At 63.2% G+C, this 21,574-nt stretch carries 26 protein-coding genes and 2 pseudogenes; 18 read left to right on the plus strand and 10 right to left on the minus strand.

The features are described 5' to 3' along the window. The first annotated feature begins 3 nt into the window (after nt 1-3). Together AOT87_RS12685 and AOT87_RS12690 are read left to right on the plus strand one after the other, a co-directional pair. Nucleotides 4-675 (plus strand): ribonuclease HII, encoded by a 672-nt coding sequence (locus AOT87_RS12685; protein WP_057966451.1) that lies wholly within the window; start codon nt 4-6, stop codon nt 673-675. A 10-nt stretch (nt 676-685) separates the two neighbouring features. Next, nucleotides 686-991 (plus strand): DUF2469 domain-containing protein, encoded by a 306-nt coding sequence (locus tag AOT87_RS12690; RefSeq protein WP_005056986.1) that lies wholly within the window; start codon nt 686-688, stop codon nt 989-991. Nucleotides 992-1,029: 38 nt separating this feature from the next. Here the strand turns inward: AOT87_RS12690 and AOT87_RS12695 are convergent, their stop codons facing one another. The 4 genes from AOT87_RS12695 to AOT87_RS12710 are packed head-to-tail and all read right to left on the minus strand — an operon-like array spanning nt 1,030 to nt 2,387. Beyond that, nucleotides 1,030-1,443 (minus strand): hypothetical protein, encoded by a 414-nt coding sequence (locus tag AOT87_RS12695; protein ID WP_057969135.1) that lies wholly within the window; start codon nt 1,441-1,443, stop codon nt 1,030-1,032. A gap of 13 nt (nt 1,444-1,456) precedes the next feature. Continuing rightward, nucleotides 1,457-1,744, minus strand: a complete 288-nt coding sequence (locus AOT87_RS12700) for a hypothetical protein (protein ID WP_057969144.1) — start codon at nt 1,742-1,744, stop codon at nt 1,457-1,459. 41 nt (nt 1,745-1,785) lie between these two features. After that, the gene (locus AOT87_RS12705; RefSeq protein ID WP_030094029.1) at nt 1,786-2,091 is read right to left on the minus strand and encodes a GlsB/YeaQ/YmgE family stress response membrane protein; all 306 of its coding nucleotides are present in this window, start codon (nt 2,089-2,091) and stop codon (nt 1,786-1,788) included. A 53-nt stretch (nt 2,092-2,144) separates the two neighbouring features. Further along, nucleotides 2,145-2,387 carry a CsbD family protein gene (locus AOT87_RS12710; RefSeq protein ID WP_046255897.1) on the minus strand — a complete coding sequence of 81 codons (243 nt, stop codon included), beginning with the start codon at nt 2,385-2,387 and terminating at the stop codon, nt 2,145-2,147. Nucleotides 2,388-2,618: 231 nt separating this feature from the next. Here AOT87_RS12710 and AOT87_RS12715 point away from each other — a divergent pair, with 231 nt between their 5' ends. The 9 genes from AOT87_RS12715 to AOT87_RS12750 all read left to right on the plus strand — a co-directional run bounded on the left by AOT87_RS12715 (nt 2,619) and on the right by AOT87_RS12750 (nt 10,244). Beyond that, a complete protein-coding gene (locus AOT87_RS12715) occupies nt 2,619-3,329 on the plus strand; it encodes a TetR/AcrR family transcriptional regulator C-terminal domain-containing protein (protein ID WP_044104081.1) in 711 nt (236 codons plus the stop codon). A 130-nt stretch (nt 3,330-3,459) separates the two neighbouring features. Next, on the plus strand, nt 3,460-3,714 hold the full coding sequence (locus AOT87_RS12720; protein ID WP_234795854.1) for a hypothetical protein: 255 nt from the start codon (nt 3,460-3,462) through the stop codon (nt 3,712-3,714). A gap of 204 nt (nt 3,715-3,918) precedes the next feature. After that, nucleotides 3,919-4,278 carry a YraN family protein gene (locus tag AOT87_RS12725; protein WP_057969134.1) on the plus strand — a complete coding sequence of 120 codons (360 nt, stop codon included), beginning with the start codon at nt 3,919-3,921 and terminating at the stop codon, nt 4,276-4,278. 1 nt (nt 4,279) lies between these two features. Then, entirely contained in the window at nt 4,280-5,779 is a 1,500-nt protein-coding gene (locus tag AOT87_RS12730; RefSeq protein ID WP_057969133.1) for a YifB family Mg chelatase-like AAA ATPase, read from the plus strand. Continuing rightward, entirely contained in the window at nt 5,776-6,912 is a 1,137-nt protein-coding gene (gene dprA, locus AOT87_RS12735) for a DNA-processing protein DprA (RefSeq protein WP_057969132.1), read from the plus strand. The genes AOT87_RS12730 and dprA overlap by 4 nt, the downstream gene beginning before the upstream one ends. Nucleotides 6,913-7,604: 692 nt before the next feature. Beyond that, nucleotides 7,605-8,222, plus strand: coding sequence for a carbonic anhydrase (locus AOT87_RS12740; RefSeq protein ID WP_057969131.1), 618 nt, complete (start codon nt 7,605-7,607; stop codon nt 8,220-8,222). Between the two features lie 10 nt (nt 8,223-8,232). After that, nucleotides 8,233-9,054, plus strand: a complete 822-nt coding sequence (locus tag AOT87_RS12745; RefSeq protein ID WP_057966669.1) for a YoaK family protein — start codon at nt 8,233-8,235, stop codon at nt 9,052-9,054. An 83-nt stretch (nt 9,055-9,137) separates the two neighbouring features. Continuing rightward, complete coding sequence (locus tag AOT87_RS28375; RefSeq protein ID WP_044103995.1) at nt 9,138-9,293, plus strand: hypothetical protein; 156 nt, start codon at nt 9,138-9,140, stop codon at nt 9,291-9,293. A gap of 51 nt (nt 9,294-9,344) precedes the next feature. Then, nucleotides 9,345-10,244 carry a LysR family transcriptional regulator gene (locus AOT87_RS12750; RefSeq protein WP_057966670.1) on the plus strand — a complete coding sequence of 300 codons (900 nt, stop codon included), beginning with the start codon at nt 9,345-9,347 and terminating at the stop codon, nt 10,242-10,244. On the opposite strand, the gene AOT87_RS12755 is transcribed toward AOT87_RS12750, so the two are convergent. Further along, complete coding sequence (locus AOT87_RS12755; RefSeq protein ID WP_057966671.1) at nt 10,245-10,628, minus strand: DoxX family protein; 384 nt, start codon at nt 10,626-10,628, stop codon at nt 10,245-10,247. It lies immediately after the preceding gene. A 197-nt stretch (nt 10,629-10,825) separates the two neighbouring features. Here AOT87_RS12755 and AOT87_RS12760 point away from each other — a divergent pair, with 197 nt between their 5' ends. From AOT87_RS12760 to AOT87_RS12770, 3 genes and pseudogenes are all read left to right on the plus strand, one after another. Next, entirely contained in the window at nt 10,826-11,413 is a 588-nt protein-coding gene (locus tag AOT87_RS12760) for a TetR/AcrR family transcriptional regulator (RefSeq protein ID WP_057966672.1), read from the plus strand. A gap of 75 nt (nt 11,414-11,488) precedes the next feature. Then, nucleotides 11,489-12,318: pseudogene (locus AOT87_RS12765) on the plus strand (siderophore-interacting protein). Beyond that, nucleotides 12,315-13,229 carry a tyrosine recombinase XerC gene (locus AOT87_RS12770; protein WP_109398757.1) on the plus strand — a complete coding sequence of 305 codons (915 nt, stop codon included), beginning with the start codon at nt 12,315-12,317 and terminating at the stop codon, nt 13,227-13,229. Before AOT87_RS12765 ends, AOT87_RS12770 begins: the two are co-directional and overlap by 4 nt. Before the next feature lie 5 nt (nt 13,230-13,234). Here the strand turns inward: AOT87_RS12770 and AOT87_RS12775 are convergent, their stop codons facing one another. The 4 genes and pseudogenes from AOT87_RS12775 to AOT87_RS12790 all read right to left on the minus strand — a co-directional run bounded on the left by AOT87_RS12775 (nt 13,235) and on the right by AOT87_RS12790 (nt 17,692). Beyond that, nucleotides 13,235-13,453 carry a hypothetical protein gene (locus tag AOT87_RS12775; protein WP_057969601.1) on the minus strand — a complete coding sequence of 73 codons (219 nt, stop codon included), beginning with the start codon at nt 13,451-13,453 and terminating at the stop codon, nt 13,235-13,237. A gap of 348 nt (nt 13,454-13,801) precedes the next feature. Continuing rightward, on the minus strand, nt 13,802-14,242 hold the full coding sequence (locus AOT87_RS12780) for a hypothetical protein (protein ID WP_131727642.1): 441 nt from the start codon (nt 14,240-14,242) through the stop codon (nt 13,802-13,804). Between the two features lie 105 nt (nt 14,243-14,347). Then, nucleotides 14,348-17,288: pseudogene (locus tag AOT87_RS12785) on the minus strand (RND family transporter). After that, nucleotides 17,285-17,692, minus strand: coding sequence for an MmpS family transport accessory protein (locus tag AOT87_RS12790; protein ID WP_030094014.1), 408 nt, complete (start codon nt 17,690-17,692; stop codon nt 17,285-17,287). The pseudogene AOT87_RS12785 and the gene AOT87_RS12790 overlap by 4 nt, the downstream one beginning before the upstream one ends. A gap of 157 nt (nt 17,693-17,849) precedes the next feature. Here AOT87_RS12790 and AOT87_RS12795 point away from each other — a divergent pair, with 157 nt between their 5' ends. Both AOT87_RS12795 and AOT87_RS12800 read left to right on the plus strand, forming a co-directional pair. Then, the gene (locus AOT87_RS12795) at nt 17,850-18,815 is read left to right on the plus strand and encodes a TetR family transcriptional regulator (RefSeq protein ID WP_057969243.1); all 966 of its coding nucleotides are present in this window, start codon (nt 17,850-17,852) and stop codon (nt 18,813-18,815) included. 14 nt (nt 18,816-18,829) lie between these two features. After that, nucleotides 18,830-19,075 carry a hypothetical protein gene (locus tag AOT87_RS12800; protein WP_057969244.1) on the plus strand — a complete coding sequence of 82 codons (246 nt, stop codon included), beginning with the start codon at nt 18,830-18,832 and terminating at the stop codon, nt 19,073-19,075. Here the strand turns inward: AOT87_RS12800 and AOT87_RS12805 are convergent. Further along, complete coding sequence (locus tag AOT87_RS12805; protein WP_057969618.1) at nt 19,063-19,521, minus strand: M23 family metallopeptidase; 459 nt, start codon at nt 19,519-19,521, stop codon at nt 19,063-19,065. The genes AOT87_RS12800 and AOT87_RS12805 overlap by 13 nt on opposite strands. A 372-nt stretch (nt 19,522-19,893) precedes the next feature. Here AOT87_RS12805 and rpsB point away from each other — a divergent pair, with 372 nt between their 5' ends. Together rpsB and tsf are read left to right on the plus strand one after the other, a co-directional pair. Continuing rightward, nucleotides 19,894-20,727, plus strand: coding sequence for a 30S ribosomal protein S2 (gene rpsB, locus AOT87_RS12810; protein WP_030094010.1), 834 nt, complete (start codon nt 19,894-19,896; stop codon nt 20,725-20,727). Next, a complete protein-coding gene (gene tsf, locus AOT87_RS12815) occupies nt 20,728-21,546 on the plus strand; it encodes a translation elongation factor Ts (protein WP_046254186.1) in 819 nt (272 codons plus the stop codon). The last annotated feature ends 28 nt before the right edge of the window (nt 21,547-21,574 follow it).

The raw sequence follows: 21,574 nt of genomic DNA on the forward strand, positions 1-21,574 counted from the left end.
GGTATGAGTACCAGCTGGCCACCGCGGACGGTGATTCGCAAAGCATCCGGATTGCGGACCCTCGAATTGACCCTGGACAGAGTGGGTTTGGGTCCTGTCGCCGGTGTGGACGAGGCCGGACGTGGAGCCTGTGCGGGACCGTTGGTAATCGCCGCGTGTGTGCTTGGCCCAAACCAACGGAAAAGCCTTGCCGCGCTCAATGACTCCAAGAAGCTCAGCGAGAAGATGCGCGAGACGCTGTTTCCCCTTATCTGCCGGTACGCCGAGGCGTATCACGTGGTGTCGGTGCCAGCCGAAGAAGTGGACCGCATCGGCGTGCACGTGGCCAACATCGAGGGAATGCGGCGCGCGGTGGCCGGTCTGGGCGTCAAGCCGGGATATGTGTTGACGGACGGATTCCGGGTGCCGGGACTGCCGGTGCCCTCCCTGCCGGTCATCGGTGGCGACGCCTCGGCGGCATGTATCGCCGCGGCCAGCGTGCTGGCGAAGGTCAGCCGGGATCGAGTGATGGTGGCCATGGATTCCGATCATCCGGGGTACGGATTCGCGGTGCACAAGGGCTACAGCACGGCCGTCCATACCGAGGCGCTGCAGCGTCTGGGGCCGTCAGTTCAGCATCGACAGTCGTTCGTGAACGTGCGCAATGCGGCGCAAGGAAGTTCACAGGGGGGATAATGGAAAGTCTATGAGCGCTGAAGACCTCGAAAAGTATGAAACCGAGATGGAACTCTCGCTGTATCGCGAGTACAAGGACATCGTCGGGCAGTTCAGCTACGTGGTGGAGACCGAGCGACGGTTTTACCTGGCCAATAGCGTCGAGGTGATTCCACGGAACACCGACTCCGAGGTGTACTTCGAGCTGCGCCTTTCTGACGCGTGGGTGTGGGACCTGTTCCGGCCGGCGCGCTTCGTCAAACACGTGCGCGTGATCACCTTCAAGGACGTCAACATCGAAGAGGTCGACAAGCCAGAACTGCGCCTACCGGAGTAGATCTCCGATAGGCGCAGCTCTGTTTGGCCGTACGTGCTTTACGGGATGCTGACGCAACCCACGTTGTCGACGCATCCGCCGCCGCCACCCGGGCCGCCGTGGCCGCCGCCGACGCCGGGGATGTGGCCTCCGCCGCCCTCGGGCCCGCCGCCTCCGGTCGGACCGCCCGGGATGCTGCCGCTCCCGCCGCCGGGTCCGCCGCCTCCGGTCGGACCGCCGGGGATGGCGCCGGATCCGCCCTCGGGACCACCGCTACCGGTCGGGCCGCCGGGTGCCGGGGTGCCTTCCGGTGCACTGCTGGGCGCGGGAACGGTCGTCGTGGTTGTTGTGGTCGTCGTGCTGGTGCTCGTCGGGCCACTGTCGGTGCTCGTGCCACACCCGGTCAGAGCCGCGCCAATAATGATGGCGAATCCGGCAAAAACCTTGGTGGGCTTGGCTGTTGGCATTCTCATGTGATGCTCCCGGTTAGAGGTGTGGGGCTTCTTTGATCTTGCTGTTCTCGTTGCCCAGCGTCTTGCAGTAGGCCAACGCAGAGTTTCGTGCTGCCGTCGACTGCAGACCACTGGGTTCTTGTTGGTTCTCGTCCTTGAGCATCTTGATGACGGCCTCATTTTGCGTGGCCTCATCCTGGGTGAGGTATTCCTTGCAGGTGGTGTCACCACCTTGATTGATCACACTGGAACAGCCCGCCAGCGAGATGGCCGCGGCCATGCCGGCGGCCACCGCGAGCTTCTTCGAAATGGACGGAATCACCAGGGCTCCTTCTGTTGTGGACTGCTGAGATCTGTTGCTACTCATCGCCTGCCGCTGACGAGGCGCACGAGGAACAAGAGAATGCAGGCGCCCGCGAGTGCAGTGACGAATGTCAGAATCCAGCCGAAGCCGTAGGTGCCGACGTTGAGCAGACTCAGCAAGAATCCGCCCAGCAGCCCGCCCACGATCCCCACCACGATGTTGAGCAGGAGCCCTTGCTGGGCGTCGGTGCCCATGATCTTGCTGGCCACCCATCCGGCGAGGCCGCCGATCACGATCCATGCGATCCAGCCGATGCCAAAGCCGAGGTGAGCTGCCGCAACATCAGCGGCCAGAGGTGAAATCATTTGTGGTTTCCTGGTTCTCGTGGGAGTGGAGCGGGCTGCTGTGCGGTGTGTTGCTACTTCTCGGCGTCTTCGCGTGCCTGATGCACCGCAGCCTCGGCGCGGGCCTTCTCGGCCTCGGCTTCCTTGGTGGCTACCTCACGCTGGGCTTCGGCCTTGTCCTGCTGCGCCTGACCTTCGCGCTCCAGCGACTCGTCATCGGTCAGCTTGCCGAAGGCTTCCTTGGCCTTGCCCTTGACGTCTTCGACGACGCCCTTGATCCCGGCCTCGAGACCGCTGTCCTTGTTGTCATCGCTCATCTGTCGCTCCTTTTCAGTGCGTGCGCGGTGCAACCGCTCGATGTCGCCTCGTCGTGAGGCGACCAAATCCACCGTAGCAAGGGTTGTGTACCACGTAAACTACTTTGTAAACAAATAGCCGCTGGCCAGCTGTTTAGCTGGCAGAGGTACCGTCGTGGAGGACGGCAAAGCCGCCACGGGAACGCCGTCATAACCCGAACCCCGAAATGCACGGTGGGAGTGACCGACGCAGTGGACGAGACGGACAACCGAACAGGTGCAGGCACCCCGGAGGGGCGCCGCCCACGATCGCTGACCCGTGCGGAAATCCTTGATACCGCGATCGCGCTGGTGGACCGCGATGGGTTGGATCAGCTGACGATGCGGCGGCTCGGTTCCGCCTGCGGCGTCGAAGCGATGGCCCTCTACCGCCACGTCCATGGCCGCCAGGACCTACTCGGCGGCATTGTGGACCATTTGGTCGAAAAGCTGTACGACGATCAACTCGCTGCCCGACGGCAGGAAGACGGTTGGCAGGACTATCTCGTTCGGCTCGCGCATGGGGTGCGGGCGATTGCCATCGATCACCCGCACCTGTTTCCGACGTTGGCGACCCGGCCACCGGAGGCCCCATGGGTTCGGCCGCCGCTGCGGAGCATGAAGTGGATGGAGACCTTCCTGGACACACTGATCTCCTATGGCTTCGACGACCGGGGAGCAGTGACCGCCTATCGCGCGTACACCACCTTCCTGCTGGGCCAGCTGCTCCTGGAGGTTTCAGCACGCGGCGTCTCGCTGAGTCCGGTAGAAGACGAGCTGCCCGAGAAGACGCTGCGGAGCCTTTCGAACTACCCGAATCTGCAGCGGATGCAGCAACAGCTCAGTGAAGACCACAGCGCGACAGAGTTCGAAGAGGCGCTCGAATCGCTACTTGATCGGCTCGAGGGCAACGCGCCGCGCTAGGTCGCGGCCATGGTTTGCTGGGCGCTGCCCCTCCAGGCCTGACAGATTCTGGCCGGCTGTGATGGGAATTACTCGCCAGCAGGACATCGTTCGAGTTGCGGATCTCGTGGGCGTGTCCCATTCTCGGCCGATGGGTATTTTGCTGAGGGCGATGGCGATGATTGCGCCGGCAATTGTGGTCGCCCTGCCGTTGGGCTCGCCAGCCGTCGCGGTGGCTGCGCCTGGTGTGCACTGTGCGCCATCGAAGGCCAGCAAGGACGTGTGCACCGCGACGGACGACGTCGAGATCAAGTCGGCCCCCAACTCCAAGGACCTGCCGGGACCCGCAACGGGTGCGATCGGCAAGGTTGCGCCGGTGGTTCATCCGGTCAAGATGTGGAACTAGTGGGCGGACTGCCCTAACGCAGTAGGCGCTCGACCACGCGCCGGATGTATCGAAGTCCTGGTTCTCTGTGTGAGCACCGTCCAGACCCGCGGTAGGAGCCGCCTGCGGCCGCCGTCCTGTGGAGGAACGCCGGAATGTGGATAACTCTCCACCGTGAGGCATCTCAGCTGAGCCTGTGTCGGCACCGGCGCAGATGGTGTGGCCATGACAACCAGCACACGTGCACAGATCGGCAGCCGTGGAGAGGATCTCGCCGCTGATTACCTGAGCAAGGACGGTTTCACGGTCCTCGATCGCAATTGGCGGTGCCGGTACGGAGAATTGGACATCATCGCAGCCGACGGCGAAGCGTTGGTTTTTGTTGAGGTGAAGACACGTACCGGCCGCGCGTTCGGAACACCTGCGGAGGCCGTGACGCACACCAAGTTACGTAGGCTGCGGCGGCTTGCGGGCATCTGGCTGGCGGCGCAGGACGGTTCGTGGGTGGCCGTGCGTATCGATGTCATCGAAGTGCGGTTGAGCGGCTCGGGACCGGCGATCACCCACATCCGCGGGGTGAGCTGAGATGGCCCTAGGGAGAGCTTATTCCGTTGCGGTCAAGGCGGTAACCGGCCAAACGGTCGAAATCGAGGCCGATATCAGTGCTGGGCTCCCCGGTGTGCACCTGGTCGGGCTGCCCGATGCCGCACTGCAGGAATCTCGTGACCGTGTGCGCGCGGCGATCACCAACTGCGGGTTCACCTGGCCGTCGTCGCGTCTGACCTTGGCGCTGTCACCTGCGACATTGCCGAAGATGGGATCGGTGTATGACCTGGCGCTGGCAACCGCCGTGCTGTCGGCCGGTAACGCGATCCCGCCGACGAGGCTGGAAAAGAGCCTGTTACTAGGGGAGTTGGCGCTCGACGGGCGCGTGCGCCCGATCCGCGGAGTGCTCCCCGCAGTGCTGGCGGCCAAACGCGACGGGTGGCCAACCGTGGTGGTACCCGAGGCGAATCTAGGGGAGGCGGGTTTGGTCGACGGTATCGAGGTGCTGGGTGCTCGGACCTTGCGGCAACTGACGGGCTGGCTGTGTGCTGATGGCGAGCTGGAGCCGGTGCGGCCGGTGGACGTGCCATGCAAGAGCGATATGCCGGACATGGCGGACGTTGTTGGACATGCCGATGCGCGATTCGCGGTCGAGGTGGCGGCGGCGGGCGCTCACCACCTCATGCTGACCGGTCCGCCAGGCATCGGCAAAACAATGCTGGCGCAACGATTACCGGGGCTGCTGCCACCGCTGACCGATAGCGAGGCACTTGAGGTCACGGCTATCCATTCGGTGGCGGGTCTGTTGACGACGCAGCAGCCGTTGATCACCCAGCCACCGTTCGTGGCGCCACATCACACGTCGAGCGTCGCGGCTCTCGTCGGCGGCGGCTCCGGTATCGCCAAGCCTGGCGCGGTAAGTCGAGCTCACCGTGGCGTGTTGTTTCTCGATGAATGCGCCGAACTCTCGACGCCCGCACTGGAGGCACTGCGTACGCCGTTGGAGGATGGGGAGATTCGGTTGGCGCGCCGTGACGGCGTCGTCGTGTACCCGGCCAGATTCCAGTTGGTACTGGCGGCCAATCCGTGCCCGTGCGCGCCGGCGAACCCGCGAGACTGCACGTGTCCGGCTCCGGTACGTCGTCGCTACCTGGGCAAGTTGTCCGGTCCGCTTCTCGATCGGGTGGATCTTCGGGTAAAGATGCACCCGGTCAGCCAAAGCGCGCTCAGCGAGGCTGCCGAGGGCACGGTGCTTGTGCGCGAGCGTGTCCTCTTGGCGCGTGAGCGGGCGGCGCAGCGATGGTCGGCTTATGGATTCCGTGTCAATGCTGATGCCCCCGGTCCGCTGTTGCGTAAGGAGTTTCGACCGTCGAGGACGGTTATGGAGCCGCTGCGTAACGCCATGGAACGCGGGCTCATCAGTGTTCGCGCTTTGGACCGATGCCTACGTGTCGCGTGGACTCTCGCCGACCTCGGCGGGCGTGACTTCCCGGGCACCGAGGATGTCAAGCTCGCATTGACGTTTCGCGATAAACGATGAGCGATGTGTCGCCCGATTGGGCCTACCTATCCAGGGTGGCTGAGGCGCCCTGCGCGGAACTCGCGGCCATGGTGTCGGTGTTCGGCGTGCAGGAGACGGCAGAGCGCGTCCGGCGCTTGGCGGTACCGGACAGGGTGCGCACCATCGTGCAGTCCCGCCACGACATCGACAGCAGTCGCCAGGATCTGGAGACCCTGGCCCGCCTTGGTGGGCGCTTGGTGACACCCGATGATCCGGAATGGCCAGGGTGGCAGTTCCAGGATTTCGCAACGCTCGATACGAAACGCATGCCCAATGGACGAGCGCCGCTGGCACTCTGGGTACTTGGTGAGCACTCCCTATCAGAGGTCACGTCACGGGCTGCAGCACTCGTCGGTACGCGCGCCTGCACCGGATATGGCGAGCATGTAGCGGCCGAACTCGCATCGGGTTTGGCGGCCCATGAGATGGCGGTGGTATCGGGCGGTGCGTTCGGCATTGATGGTGCTGCGCATCGGGCGGCACTGGCCTGCGAGGGCATCACAGTCGCGGTGCTGGCAGGCGGTGTAGACGTGCCGTACCCGTCCGCTCACTCCGGGCTGCTCTACCGAATCGCTCGACACGGATTGGTGGTCAGCGAGTACCCGCCGGGAGTGCGGCCTGCGCGATATCGATTTCTCACCCGAAATCGATTGGTGGCAGCACTTTCCGGCGCCACCGTGGTGGTCGAGGCGGGGGTGCGCAGCGGTGCCGCCAATACCGCGGCATGGGCGCGCGGGCTTGGAAAGCCCGTCGGCGCGGTGCCCGGGCCGATCACATCGGCGGCGTCGGCGGGTACCCATGTCGAGATTGCAGAGCGCGGTGCGCGGCTCGTTGTCTGCGCACAAGATGTGATCGAGTTGGCCGGCAGATTGGGCGAATTCGCGGCCGATCCAGAACGCCCCGCCAGCATTGTCGACGGGCTCGGCGAGGACGAGAAGCGGGTCTACGACGCATTGCCCGGACGGGGCAGCGCCTCGATTCAACAGCTGATTGCCGAGTCGGGACTGACCAGCGGCCAGGTGCAGGGCGCACTGGCGATCCTCGAACTTGAGGAATTGGTGGTGGACGCGGACGGTGGCTGGAAGATTAGACGCCGCGGCCGAGCCCGATGACCCTGACACTAAGCGGACATATCGGCGATGGTCTGGCGGAAGGAACGCGGCGTACGTCCGGTGTGCGATGCTTCATCGCGACACTCGCGGATACATCCCACGTGTCGTCCTGTGTGCGTGACATTTTCACGCATCTCTCGTCTTCGTCGAGCGGGATGTCCGGTGGCCCCTTTCCATGGTGCAGCGAAGTAGTTCGCCAATGCCATCATCGGCTTTGTCTGACAGCTAGAACGATTTCTTATGAAGTGCCGCAGTCTGAGTTTTTCCTGTGAATATTTGGGCCTGCTTATCCGGGCGTGGCTTCGTATTGTCCAGGTACTGAAAGAGTCTGCGCAGCTGCGGCTTTCGATTGAGGGGGGTACCCAAAGCGCAAGGAAATACAAGGCGTTCGAGTGTGTTGTGGCAGTGGACGATTGCCAACCGATTGAGGATCGGCGTTGCGGCCTCCGCCGAATCCAGGCATATTGGAATTGGGTGCTTTCAATGACTGCGACGCCCACCGGAGAGGTCTGCCAGGGCTGTCACTGTCGGTTATCGAATCTGCGATCCGACGAATTCGCTTTCAGCAGTCCATATTTCGATGATCCACGGGGTATCTTTTGATGTCTCGATGATCAACGGTTGGTTGATAGAAGTCAACTATGTGTTGAAGATCACAGGCATGCGATACCCCGGTAGGGTATGAAGGAAATATGAGATCTGATCCGAAGTCCGCGTGGACGGCGCTCAAAGAGGGCAATGAGCGTTTTGTGGGTGGTTTTCCGCAGCATCCGAGTCAGAGCATCGCGCGTCGTACTGAGCTGGCAAATGGTCAGAGCCCTGATGTGCTGTTGTTCGGCTGTTCGGATAGCCGGGTGGCCGCGGAGATCATTTTCGATCAGGGCCTTGGCGATATGTTCATCGTGCGTACCGCCGGTCAGGTGATCGACTCGGCGGTGTTGGGCTCGATCGAGTACGCGGTGGCGGTGCTGGGTGTGCCGTTGATCGCGATCCTGGGTCATGACTCGTGTGGCGCGGTGGGGGCCACGGTGGCCGCCCTGGATAGCGGCGAGGTGCCCGGCGGGCATATCCGGGACTTGGTGGTGCGGGTGATGCCCTCGATCCTGGGTGGCCGCAAGGATGGGCTGTCCCGGATTGATGAGTTCGAGGCCCGCCACGTGGAGGAGACCGGCATCAAACTGCTGCAGCGCTCCCAGGTGGTCGCCGATGCCGTTGAGGCCAACAAGCTCGCCATCGTGTACCTGACCTACAAACTCGCCGACGGACGCATCGTCCTGCACGGCCACGTCGGCGACATCGACAAGTCCTGAGTTGGCCACCATGAACCGGAAGAGCAGCGGGTCCATGACTTTAGATAACAGATCTCAGGATGACGTGGAAATGGACGATCGCAAGGGCGATGCCGTGGTGTCTAAGACCGCCGATGCCGTCATAACTCGTGAGGCCGCAATCGGCAGCGAGGCTAGGCTTTCGTGGCTGCTTTCGGGACTTGCGGGCATGGTCGGCGCGGTCGCCTTCCTGCACAGCGCAGGCTACTTCGTGACATTCATGACCGGAAACACCGAACGTGCGGTGCTGACGTGGTTCAAGGTCACCGACAAACAGCAGGTGGCGGGTGCGGGTCCGATTGCCGCTATCTCGATGATCGGCGCCTTCCTGTTCGGGGTGATCGTCGCCTCCTTCTGCCGGAGAAAATTTTGGAAGAATCATCCGCACGGTGCGACGGTGCTGACCACGGTGGGTCTCCTCGCGGCTGCCGCGGTTGACTTCTATCAGGACCGGAGTTTCACGGCGAACATTGACGTGCATTTCACGCCGATTTTGTTGTTGGCCTTCTCGATTGGAGCGCTCAACACGTCGTTTGTGAAGAAGGGTGAAACCGCCATTCCCTTGAGCTACGTCACGGGAACCGTGGTCAAGTTGGGGCAAGGAATCGAACGCCATCTCTTTGGCAAGGGTTCGGTCTTTGAATGGCTTGGGTACGCGATGCTCTACCTGTCGTTCATCCTCGGTGCTGCCACGGGCGGGGTCATTGCCTCGGTCTACAGCGGATCCAAGGTGATACTCACCGTCGGATTAATATGTGGTGCAACGACACTCGTCACATTTTTCCACTCGGATCGCAAGACCATTCTCGGTTGAGTGATACGGCGATCCCTTCCGGTTGCATTGCCAGATCGATTTTCCAGAACAGTTGTTCAACCAAAGTAGGAAGGAAGCGCGGCATGGAGCCCGGATTTCAGATTTACGAGTCCCACAAGGCTGAATCGAGCAGCCCCATCGAGCACATGAACGACCTCGCCACGGCGATGATCATTGCGGTCCTTTTCATCGCGCTGGGAGTGGCCAAGTTCGGGCCGCTTTGGCTTATCAACTACTGACCCTGCCTTGTCAACCGCGGGAACTCCTGTCTGGCCTGTGGGTGATTCGCTATGGAACTGAGGCAGCTTGAGTACTTTCTCGCGGTCGCCGAACACTCGAATTTCACCCGCGCCGCGGAGGCTTTGCATGTCGCTCAGCCTTGGGTAAGTGCTCAGGTCCGGAGACTGGAGCGGGAGCTCGGTCACGAGCTTTTCGACCGTTCGAGCAGAGCACTCAAGCTGACCGAGTTTGGCAAGATGTTGTTCCCGCTCGCCGAAACGGCACTTCAGACCGTGGGCAAGATACGGTCGACCGCAAGCGCCATGGCGGGCGTCCTGTGTGGGCATCTGGCTATTGGAACGCTCGATCATCCGCTGCCGTTACTCGCCGATGCCTTGGCCGCGTTCCACCAAGCGCATCCGGCAGTGTCGATCACACTGACCGAAGCGCGATCGGATCAACTCACGGCGGGGTTGTTAGAACGCAAACTCGACGTCGCCGTGGTCAGGCAGGGCTCGTCAACGCCCCCGCTGTTACGCGAGCAGCCTCTCGCCCAACAGAACATCGTGGCCGTCGTCCATCGCGACGACCCCTTGGCATCGCATGCGTCGATCAGTCTTGAGGATCTGCGCAACCGTGCGCTCATCAGTCATCCGCAGGGGTCCGGGATTCGGGCAATCCTTGATCAGGCTTGCCTGGCACAAGGATTCGTTCCTGACATCGCCTTCGAGACGAGCTCAATCGACATGATGAATCACCTCGCTACCCGGGATCTGGGCGTTGCCGTAACGCCCGAGTTTCCTGCTGATCGTCTGGACCGAGTTCGCCAGATCGACCTGTCAGATGAGGTGATGCGTGGGCGCCTCACGCTGGTGTGGAGAGAGAAGGGCGCCACGCCGGAAGCTGAGGCCTTCGCCGCATATATGAGCGAATTGTGCAGCGCGCAGACCAATCTCGTGGGTGCGCCGTAGTCACTGTCCGGAGGTCGACAACGCGTACCACTCGAACGCGACGAATACCGCAAGCACGATGAGGATCACGTTGACCATGGTCAATTTCCATTCATTGCGGCGGACATGAACACCAAAGGCCCCCGCCTGCAACACTGCGAGTCCGGCAGCGGCAAGCGGACTCAGCACCGGGGCGATCCCGGTGGCGTGCGGGAGCACCACGCCGATTCCGCCGAGCACTTCCAGCCCGCCGATCGCCTTGACCACGTGAGGTCTGAAATCGGTGGCCCAGGCGAGGTTGGGATTGGCGGCGATCTTTTCATACGGGGTGATCAGTTTGAACACGCCCGCGCCGAGATGCACCACGGCGAGCACACCGGCGCAGATCCACAACCAGGTATCCATCGCGCCAGTATGCCCGGCCGTAACGGTGGTATTCGGCAATCCCGATAAAGATCATGACCGTTGTGCGGAAGGCCTGAACGCGATTGCCAGCTAGTGGGGGATGATGGTTGGGAAGGAAGGATGTGGCGGATTTCGTGACTGAAACGGGTGAGTTGACGCGGCGCCCTCGTGGCCGGCCGCGCAAAGGCGGCGAGGGAGTGTCGGCCGACGCGATCTTCACCGCGGCGCTGCAAGCGTTCGCCACGCATGGCTATCAGGGCATGTCGATGCGCACCCTCAATCGCGAGCTGGGCGTAAGCCATAACCTGCTACATCAACGTTTTTCGTCCAAGGAACAGCTGTGGTATGCGGCCGTCGACTGGGGATTTCAGGCGATCATCGACAAGGTGCTGGCAGATGACGACGAGAGCCTGAATTCTGCGGAGCGGATCAAACGATTCATCAAGATGTTTGTGATCTTCGCGGCCGAACACCCCGAATTGATCCGGATCATGGACATCGAGGCGGGCCAGGACAGCGAGCGGCTGCAACACATCTGTCAGGCCTACGTCATCCCCATGCAGGAACGGCTCGGGCCGGTGTACGAGGAGGCGGTCAAGGCAGGCGAACTGCGCGATGTGCCGCTGCAGACCAGCTTCTTTCTCATCACGTCCGGCACCGCCGCCTTGTTCAGTAGCGGAGCGCTGGCTCGTACCGTCTTCGGCGATGCCGTGTTCGATCCGGATCAGGTGCACGCGCACGCCGAGGCCGCCGCAGAGCTGATCGTCAGGGGCATGCTGCCCTGACGGGGGCGCCCATTCACGGGCATTCCTCCGTATAGTCAAGGCAATTGACATGGAGGATTCGACGCAGGAGGCGATATGGCACGCCCGCTCCACGAGTTACAGGTCGTTCGCACCGAACAAGTGACGCCGCACATCACCCGGGTGGTGCTTGGCGGTAACGGATTCGACGGTTTCGAGGCCAACGCGGATACCGACAGCTACGCCAAGCTGATATTCCTTCCCGAGGGCCACGAAGGGCCGGGTCCGCGCGACATCGATCAGGCGCGCGACATGCAGGCCACGGTGCGCACGTACACCATCCGTTCCGTAGATGCCGACCGTCGCGAGATCGCGATCGACTTTGTGGTGCACGGCGACACTGGGGTGGCGGGCCCGTGGGCTGCACGGGCCACGCCAGGTGACAAGCTGTATCTCACCGACTCGCACGGCGCCTACTCGCCAGATCCCGCCGCTGACTGGCATCTGCTCGCCGGCGATGAATCGGCCGTCCCGGCGATCACCGTCGCGCTGCAAGCACTTCCAGAGGGCGCCCGCGCCAAGGTGTTCATCGAGGTGGCAGGCCCGCAGGATGAGATCGCCTTCGACACCCGCGGCGATGTCGAGATTGTCTGGGTTCACCGGGGCGCTGGTGCCGACGAGGTCGATGAGAGCCTGGCGGGGGATAACGCCCGTTGGTGGCGGCGGTTCGCTCGGCGGAGTGGCTGCCCGGACAGGTGCAGGTATTCATCCACGGCGAGGCCCAGACCGTCATGCACAACCTGCGGCCGTACATACGCAAGGAACGTGGGGTCGCACCGAAGTGGGCCGCCTCGATTTCGGGCTATTGGCGCCGTGGGCGAACCGAGGAGACTTTCCGCGTGTGGAAGCAGGAGCTAGCGGCCGCCGAAGCTACCGTGGGGGAGTGACTCCGCAGCTGACCGCGATTCTCGACGAGTTCGCCGAGCATCTGGCGCTGGAGCGCGGACGGTCGGTACACACCCAACGGGCCTATCGTGGCGATCTCACCTCGTTGTTTGATCACCTGTCGGCGACCAATCCGCAGGCATCCCTGGCTGATCTGTCATTGCCGGTGTTGCGGTCATGGCTCGGCGCTCAGGCCCGGCAGGGTGCGGCGCGGTCTACGGTCGCGCGGCGTACTTCGGCGGTGAAGATTTTCACCGCGTGGGCGACCCGTCGCGGATTGATGAAGACGGATCCCGCGATTCGCCTACAACAGCCCAAATCTCGCCGTACCCTCCCCGCGGTGCTACGACAAGACCAGGCCGTGGCGGTGATGGAAGCCGCGCATTCGGGTGCCGAGCAAGATGATCCGATGGCACTGCGGGATCGGCTGATCGTGGAGATGCTCTATGCCACCGGGATTCGGGTCAGTGAGCTTTGCGGTTTGGATGTGGACGATATCGATAGGTCGCGAAAGGTGTTGCGCGTCTTGGGTAAGGGCGACAAGGAGCGCACCGTGCCGTTTGGAGGTCCCGCCGCCGATGCGCTGACGGCGTGGCTGGAGCGCGGTCGGGCGGATCTCGCCAACTCGGGCTCGGGGGCTGCGCTGCTCCTGGGTGCGCGTGGCCGGCGTATCGATCCGCGTCAGGTTCGCACCGTGGTGCATCAAACCATGTCCGCCGTGCCCGGGGCGCCGGATATTGGCCCGCATGGTCTGCGGCACAGCGCCGCAACGCATCTGCTGGAAGGTGGCGCGGACTTGCGTGTCGTTCAGGAGCTGCTCGGGCACTCCACGCTGGCCACCACGCAGCTATATACCCACGTCACCGTGGCGCGTCTGCGAGCCGTCCACGATCAGGCGCACCCGCGGGCGTGACGGTGTCACGGCCGCCCTCGCCATAGCCGGTTGGCCCAGCGCCGAATTCGCCGGGGACGGACATGGGCTGCCAAGTCCGCCTTCTCCTGCCGCGATTGCTTGCGCATCATGCGGTCCACTTCACGCTGGTAGTAGCTCATCGATCCGCCATGACCACCGGCCGCCCATAGGGCTACCACCACCAACAGGATAAGCAACGCGGTCAATCCGGCTACGGTAGGCATGGCGTGCACCCGCGATTCGAAACGGCTTCGAGATGTCCTGCGCCTAAACGTATCTCAATCGGGGTACGGGCGCGGAAGGCTTTCGGTACACCGAACCTACACATTGGTAGCTCACCTGCTTCGGTCTCTTGCGGCGCCGACTACACCAAGTACGTTTACGATAAGCCATTAATCGTAAATTGAATAGTCGGTTATATCGGGAATCACACCTTTTTTCTCTATGATTCAGATCACTTTGTCCCGGCGACGGGGCCTGGACGGCGGGTGTATCTTCTTGTTTCGCAAGAGTTTTGACTGATTTTTTGCCAGCATGTCAGTGTCGAAGTCCGCAGGCGGACGGCCGGTACGTCATTTCTTGCCTTGCGGCGCGGTGCTGGGCGGAGCCAACAGCGGGGCTACTTGATCGATGGCGGCGGCCAGTAGCAATGTGGCCGGCTTTCCGGACCTGCCAAGAATGCGCTTACCTCGACCGCGTCTGGATCCCATGCCGCCCGCGAAACCATTCAGAGTTTGGACTGTCAGATTGAAGGGCCTTACTTGCCAAGATATTTCGCGGACCTTTCCGTTCTCGTCGAGTCGTAGTACCCAGGTGGCATTGCCGGAGCGCGTACCTACAGTCACCGCGCCGATGAGAACCCGAGTCCTGTCATCGCCGAATTCTTCCAGTTCATCTACAGCCGTGAGGATTTCGCACAAGATCTCCATCAGCTCGGAGACGCCTCGGCCTACGATCGGGGTACTCATGACGGGGGAGTGATAGGTCACGTCACTTGCCAATGCGGCAACCATAGCGTGAGAGTCACGGTCCCGTAGCGCGATACCGAACTCATGCATATTGGCTCCTTCGGGTCTGTGGCGCTCAGTTCATCTCAATTCATCGCGTACAGGCGATCCTCAGCGCGGCGCCCCAACCAGATGTCCGTGCTCTGGCGCACCCACGGGCGCAACGCTGTTCGGGACCGCGTCGCGGCTGGCGGCTCTGTCGTGTACCACCACTGGCCACCAGAACCAGCGGCCCAGCAGGGTCGCGATGGCGGGCACGAGGAACGATCGCACGATCAGGGTGTCCATCAGCAGGCCGAGGCCGACCGCCGTACCGAGCTGGGCGATATTGCGCGCCGGCGCAACGATCATCGCGAACATGGTGAAACCGAAGACCAGGCCTGCGGTTGTCACCACCCCGCCGGTGTTGGCCATAGAGCGGATGACACCCGTCTTGATGCCCGCGTGTATCTCTTCCCGGAACCGGGCCACCAACAGCATGTTGTAATCGGCGCCGACGGCGACAAGGAACACGAATGACAGTGGCGCCACCGACCAATGCAGCGGGATACCGACGAGGTCCTGCCAGACAAACACGGTGAGGCCCAGCGCCGAGACGTAGGACAGCGCGACAGTCCCGATGACCACCATCGCGGCGACGAGGCTGCGCAGCAGGATCAGTATCACGCAGAACACGAAGGCGAACGCGGCCACGGCGCTGGTGATGAAGTCCTCGCGTGTGAAGGCCTCGATGTTCAGCAGGGTGCCGCCCGGCCCTCCGATACTCACCGTGCTGCCTGCCAACGATGTGCTCTTGATGGACTGCAGTGCCGTCGGAATGATCTCGGAGCTCAGGTCCATGGCCTCCTGGCTGAACCCCTCCTTTTCCGGAGTGACGACCATCCGGGTCACTTTGCCGTCGGGGGAGAAGAAGTACGGCATAGCGCTTTTGAAGAGTGGATTCTCGAAGGCCTGCGTGGGTATGAAGAAGGAGTTGCTCGGGTCGCCTGCCGTGAAGCTCTTGCTGAGGTCATCGGTGAACTGAGTGATCTCGGTGACCTGGGGCAGCAGGACCTGCAGGGTGCTCTGCAGTGGTGCGATAACCGCGTTGACCTGGGTGATGAAGTCCTTGAGTCCCGGCAGCTGCGCACCGAGCGCCGGCAAGGTCTGTGCCAGCGTGCCGGTTCCGTTCACCAGATTGCCGACAAGCCCGTCGAAACGGTGCAGATCGTCGAAGAGGGAGAACCCGGTGAGTGCGGCCTGGCAATAGTCGTTATCGCGGCAGTTCGGGATCCCGCCGATGAAGTCCTCGGCGGGTTTGGCCGTCCCGCGCAACGAGTCGACCTTCTGCACCACGGCGGCCAGGCTGGTGCGTAATTCCGTTGCACCTGAATGTATCTGGGTCGCACCTACCGTGCCGGTGCGCAGCGCCTGCTCCAGGCCCCGCACTGTCAGCGAAAGTTGGCCCCACCCGGCCGCTGAGAGCGGTCAGGTCCTCGATGCGCTGCGTAAGCAGTTTGGTCATTTGGGTCAGCCGCCCACCGACATAACCGGCTTGCGCGGGCAGTGTCCCCAGTTCCAAGGGGGCCGCCAGTGGCCGGGTGATGCCCTGCACGTTGCTGATACCGGGGATATTCAGTACGGCATTGCTCATTTTCGCCAGGGCGATCAGATCCGCGGAGTTGCGCATGTCGTGGTCTGCTTCCACGATGAAGACGCTGGGGGACATGATATTTGGCGGCAAATGACGGTCCGAGGCGGCGAAGCCGACGTTCGCGGGGGAGTCGCTGGGCTGAGCTTGCCGCTCGTTGTAACTGGGCTGGAACCCGGGCACCGCTAGAAATGCGATCGCGAGCACGGCCAAGCTGCCTGCCAACACCGGCCCCGGCCACCGCACCACGTACGTGGCGATGCGCCGCCACCGGCGCTGCGACTTCTCCTCGCGCGGCTCGAAGAATCCGAATCTGCTACCCGCAGCCAGTGCGGCGGGCGCGAGAGTCAGCGCTGCGGCGAGGGTGACCACCACCGCAACCGTGCAGGGCAGCCCCGATGTACTGAAGATAGCCAGGCGGGTGAAGACCATGCAGGCTGTCGCCCCGGCAACGGTGAGCCCCGAGGCGATAATGATGTGTTGCACCCCCGCCAGGGCCGTGTAGTAGGCCTCGACCGGGTCTTCGCCGGCTCGCCGTGCCTCCTGGTATCTGCCCAAAAGGAAAATGCCGTAGTCGATTCCGGCACCCAGCACGATCACCGCCAGTAGCGCCGAGGCGAAGATCGACACGCCGATGACTTGGTGTTCGCCGAGGAACGCGACGATGGGTCGGCCGACGGCAAGCCCCGCTCCCGCGACGAGCAGTGGCAGTGCGATGGTGATCGGCGAGCGGTACACCACCAACAAGATGAGGCCCACCAGCCCCGCACATGCGATCAGCAGGATCAGGATCGAGTCGTTGATCGACACCAGCTCGTCGTTCACCACCGCGGAGGGGCCCGTCAGGTGCGCGGTGATTCCTTTGGGCGGCGGGTACTGGGCGATGAGTTCGCGGATCTTCGCGGTCGATTCCATGGCCAGGGCAGTCCCCATGTTGCCCTTGAGGTTGATCAGGACGTATGCGGCCTTCCCGTCGGCACTTTCGTTGGCCGGCGCGAACTGCGGATCGGACCACAGATCCATGGAGGAGTTGACGTGCTTCTTGTCCTGGTTGATCCGATCGAGGATCGACGAGTAGTACTGGTGCGCTTCGGCGCCCAGCGGAGCTTCGCCCTCGAGGAGGAGATAGACAAAGTTGTTGGTACCGGCACCGCCGAAGTAATCGCCCATCTTCGAGATCGCCTGCACGGAGGCGGCGTCATCGGGCAGAAACGAGCGGGCGTGCTGTTTGATCACCGTTTCTAGCTGGGGCACAGCGAGATTGAGAATGCCGGCCGCGCCAAGCCACACTACGAGGATAGGTATCGAGAACCGGTAGAGCAGCCGCGCCAGCAGCGGTCGTCCCGGTGTGGGTGCCACGTCGGCGGGGCCGGCCCACAACTTGTCCCATACCTGTACGCGAAACTTGTCCAAGAGATTCACGCCACCGCCACCTGACAGGAGACGGCCGATGCGTCGGCCGCGCTTTGGTCACGTGTGAGCCCGTCGATCGTGATGCGACAAGACATCTGCCCCGAACTGGATTGCGCGACGAGTCCCGCTGGGACGACAAGTTGTTTGGCATGCAGGGTGGTCTGCCAGGGAAGCGTGCCCGACACTTCGCGTACGGCGCCGTCGACATCCAGGTAGGACGCGGTGATCGCGCTGCCTGCGGGCCCGTCGAGCCGGTACTCGACGACCTTGTCCCGTGGCTTGCCGATGACTGGTGGCTTGGCCGAATGGCCGATGGCGGGGTCAGGAATGTCGCTGAGCCGCAGATGGGCTATGTAGGCCCCGGCGATGCAGAGAACCGCCGTCGATACCAGATACACCCACGCGCCACGCATTCCAGCTCCTCATTGATCCGGTTGGTGAGCGTTGACGTTAACTGGCTGATTGTTAATTTAACAGTTGGTCATATGAACATCACACCGATCGGTCTACTGTGATGTCGCGCACATGAATACTCGGCACGGGAAGGCTCGAGGCTGGTACAAGGGACTGATGACACGGGCAGGTACCAAGGGCATGCCCCGCGCCGAGCGGGAGCAGCAGATCCTCGATGCCGCGTGCCAGGAGTTCGGCCGCAGCGGATACGCGGGCATGTCCCTGGCGGCGGTGGCATCGGCGGTCGGTGTATCCAAGCCCATGGTGCTGGCGTATTTCGGGTCCAAGGAGCAGCTCTACATCGCGTGCGTGCAGCGCGCTGGAGCGATCGTCGGTGACCACATCGCTGCGGCAATGGAGGCGGCCCCGCCCACACTCGCGTTGCCACGGGCAGTGCTGCAGGCGATCTTTCAGGCGTTGGCACCCCGCCCATCCGATTGGCTGGTGATCTGGGATCAGACGCTGCCTGAGGACAGTGATGCACTCGCGGCTGCCCGGATCGCCAGAATGCGTCTCGCTGCCCTGGCCGGCCAGGGCGTGGCAGCGGTGGGAAGTGCGGCCACCGAGCTGCGCGATCCGCAGGACATCGGTGTGCTCACGCAGGGCTGGATGGGGATGGTCGGCGCCATGATCACCTGGTGGATCCGGCACCCCGAGCAGAGCGCGGAGCAGATGGCCGAACGTGCCAGCCGGCTGATCACGATCATTGCCAGCGCCGGCATCTCCGAGGCGGAGTCGCCCGACGGGGCTGCCGCGCCGCGCCCGGGCAAGCCCGTGCGAGGGTCCGGTTCCGGGCAGCCGCTTAACGCGGCATTCGACCTTTTCGGCCGCCGTTGGGCCATTCTGGCGCTCTGGGAGCTACGGTCCGGGTCGAAGACTTTCTCTGAGCTCAGGCAGCATATGAGTGACGTCGGGGAGGTATCGAGCGGCGTCCTCACCACACGCCTTAGCGAGCTGACCGCCGCCCACATCGTGCGCAGCCAGGGCGGGCAGTACTCGCTGACGGCGGTGGGCAAGGCGTTGCTCGTCGCGCTGGCCCCGCTGGAATTGTGGGCAAGGGCCTGGTCGAAATCGGTCCGATGATTAGAGTGCCAAGCATGCGCGCCGGAATTCTGGTGGCGGCCACCGCCGCCGTTGTGGGCCTCGGACTCGTGGCCGCGGGAACGGCGACCGCTGATGTCTACCCGCCATGGTGGGTGTGCATGGCCAACGGCGGTGAGATGCGTGCGTTTTACCAAGTGGTCACCGAGCAGGACGCACTCGACAGATTCCACGATGCGCTTACCAGGCTGTCGCAGGCCACCGGAAAGCCCGCGCACGTCGACATCTGTCAGCCCGCCTGAAGCGGTTTGAGTCGCAGTGGCGTAGTGGCCAACAGTCCCAGCGGGTCCAGGTAGTTCGCCGCCGAAGCAGGCCCGCGCAACGCGCCCCAGTGCAAACAAGCCGCACCATCGCAGCCGGGATGTCCGGGCCGCAATGTCCCGATGACCGCTCCTTCGCTCACGCGCTGACCAGGCTTGACCAGCGGGGTAACCGGCTCGTAGGTGGTGCGCAGGCCGCCGACGTGTTCGATCGAGACCAGCGTCCTACCGGCGAGAGATCCTGCGTACACCACGATGCCCGGCCCGGCCGCAGCCACCCGCTGATCGGGGAAGCCGGCCAAATCGACCCCGCGATGGCCCCGATTCCAACGCTCGCGCGGCTTGTCGAAGTGCCGGGTTACCGCAGGTCGAGGACGTAGCGGCCAGCCGAAACGATCACCCGTGTCACCCGGTGCGGTGGCAGCCACGGGGGAGGCAGTCAGCGCCACGGCCAGGATCAGTCCGGGACAGCCGACCCTTCTGAACCTCACGACATCATCGTGACCGGACGATTGTGGTGGAGGAAAGAGCCATTTCGGCCCCTGTGGACAACCTCCGGGGTCTGCACCCGATGCTTCGGTGCGTGGCGAAAAGCACTCGTCGCAGCATGTAAACTCATGACCGCAACTCGCCTAGCGGGTTGACTTCGCGCGTCTGTACACGAACTCGTGACCAGCATGCCGGGCGGTCCCATCCAGGGTTTCCTTCGGGAATCGAGGAATGGGTTCCGGCATCAGCAGACGCTAGGGCCCAGGATCACCCGATCCCGGGCGACAACCGACAAAAGGAACCATGGACTCATGGCTGTAGTAACTATGAAGCAGCTGCTTGACAGCGGCGCGCACTTCGGGCACCAGACCCGTCGTTGGAACCCCAAGATGAAGCGGTTCATCTTCACCGACCGCAACGGCATCTACATCATCGACTTGCAGCAGACGCTGACCTACATCGACAAGGCGTACGAGTTCGTCAAGGAGACCGTCGCTCACGGTGGGTCGGTCATGTTCGTCGGCACCAAGAAGCAGGCTCAGGAGCCCATCGCCGAAGAGGCGACTCGCGTTGGCATGCCTTACGTCAACCAGCGCTGGCTGGGCGGCATGCTCACCAACTTCTCCACTGTTCACAAGCGTCTGCAGCGCCTCAAGGAGCTGGAGTCGATGGAGCAGACCGGTGGCTTCGAGGGACGCACCAAGAAGGAAATCCTCATGCTCACGCGTGAGAAGAACAAGCTTGAGCGCAGCCTCGGCGGTATCCGGGACATGCAGAAGGTGCCGTCGGCGATCTTCGTGGTGGATACCAACAAGGAGCACCTCGCCGTAGCCGAGGCCCGCAAGCTGAACATCCCGATCATCGCGATCCTGGACACCAACTGCGATCCCGATGTCGTTGACTACCCGATCCCGGGCAACGATGACGCGATCCGCAGCGCCGCGCTGCTCACCAAGGTCGTCGCTTCCGCGATCGCCGAGGGCCTGCAGGCCCGCTCCGGCCTGGCCGGTGGCGACGAGAAGCCAGAGGCCGCCGAGCCACTTGCCGAGTGGGAGCAGGAACTGCTTGCCTCCGCTGTCGCAACCACCGACGACGGTGCTGCGCCCGCGGCCGAGACCACCGAAACCACAACCGAGGAAGGCTAAATGGCGAATTTCACAGCCGCCGATGTGAAGCGGCTCCGGGAACTGACCGGTGCCGGAATGCTCGACTGCAAGAACGCCCTGGCCGAGTCCGACGGTGATTTCGACAAGGCCGTCGAGGTGCTGCGCATCAAGGGTGCCAAGGACGTCGGCAAGCGTGCCGAGCGCGCCACCGCTGAGGGCCTGGTTGTCGCGCGTGACGGCGCACTTGTCGAGCTGAACTCCGAGACCGACTTTGTCGCCAAGAACGCCGAGTTCCAGGGCCTGGCCGACGCCATCGTCGGTGCGGCCGCTGCCGGCAAGATCGGCGAGGTCGACGCCCTCCTGGCCGCCAAGGTCGAGGACGGCCGGACCGTTGAGCAGGCGATCGCCGACCTGGCCGCCAAGATCGGTGAGAAGTTGGAGCTGCGCCGGGTGGCGTACTTCGATGGCACTGTCGAGGCATACCTGCACAAGCGCGCCGCGGACCTGCCGCCGGCCGTGGGCGTGCTGGTCGAGTACACCGGTTCGGACGAGGGTGCCGCGCACTCCGTGGCGCTGCAGATCGCTGCGCTCAAGGCCAAGTACCTGACGCGCGAAGACGTTCCGGCCGACGTGGTCGAGAATGAGCGTCGCATCGCCGAGGAGACCGCCAAGGCCGAGGGCAAGCCCGAGGCCGCGCTGCCCAAGATCGTCGAGGGACGCGTGACTGGCTACTACAAGGATGTCGTGCTGCTGGATCAGCCGTCGGTGTCCGACAACAAGAAGTCCGTCAAGGCGCTGCTTGACGAGGCCGGTGTCACCGTGACCCGCTTTGCGCGGTTCGAGGTCGGCCAAGCCTAGGTTTCTCAAAACAATTCGGCCCCGCCAG

Source organism: Mycobacteroides sp. H003, from assembly GCF_001440135.1.
In the GTDB taxonomy this organism is placed as follows: domain Bacteria; phylum Actinomycetota; class Actinomycetes; order Mycobacteriales; family Mycobacteriaceae; genus Mycobacterium; species Mycobacterium gwanakae.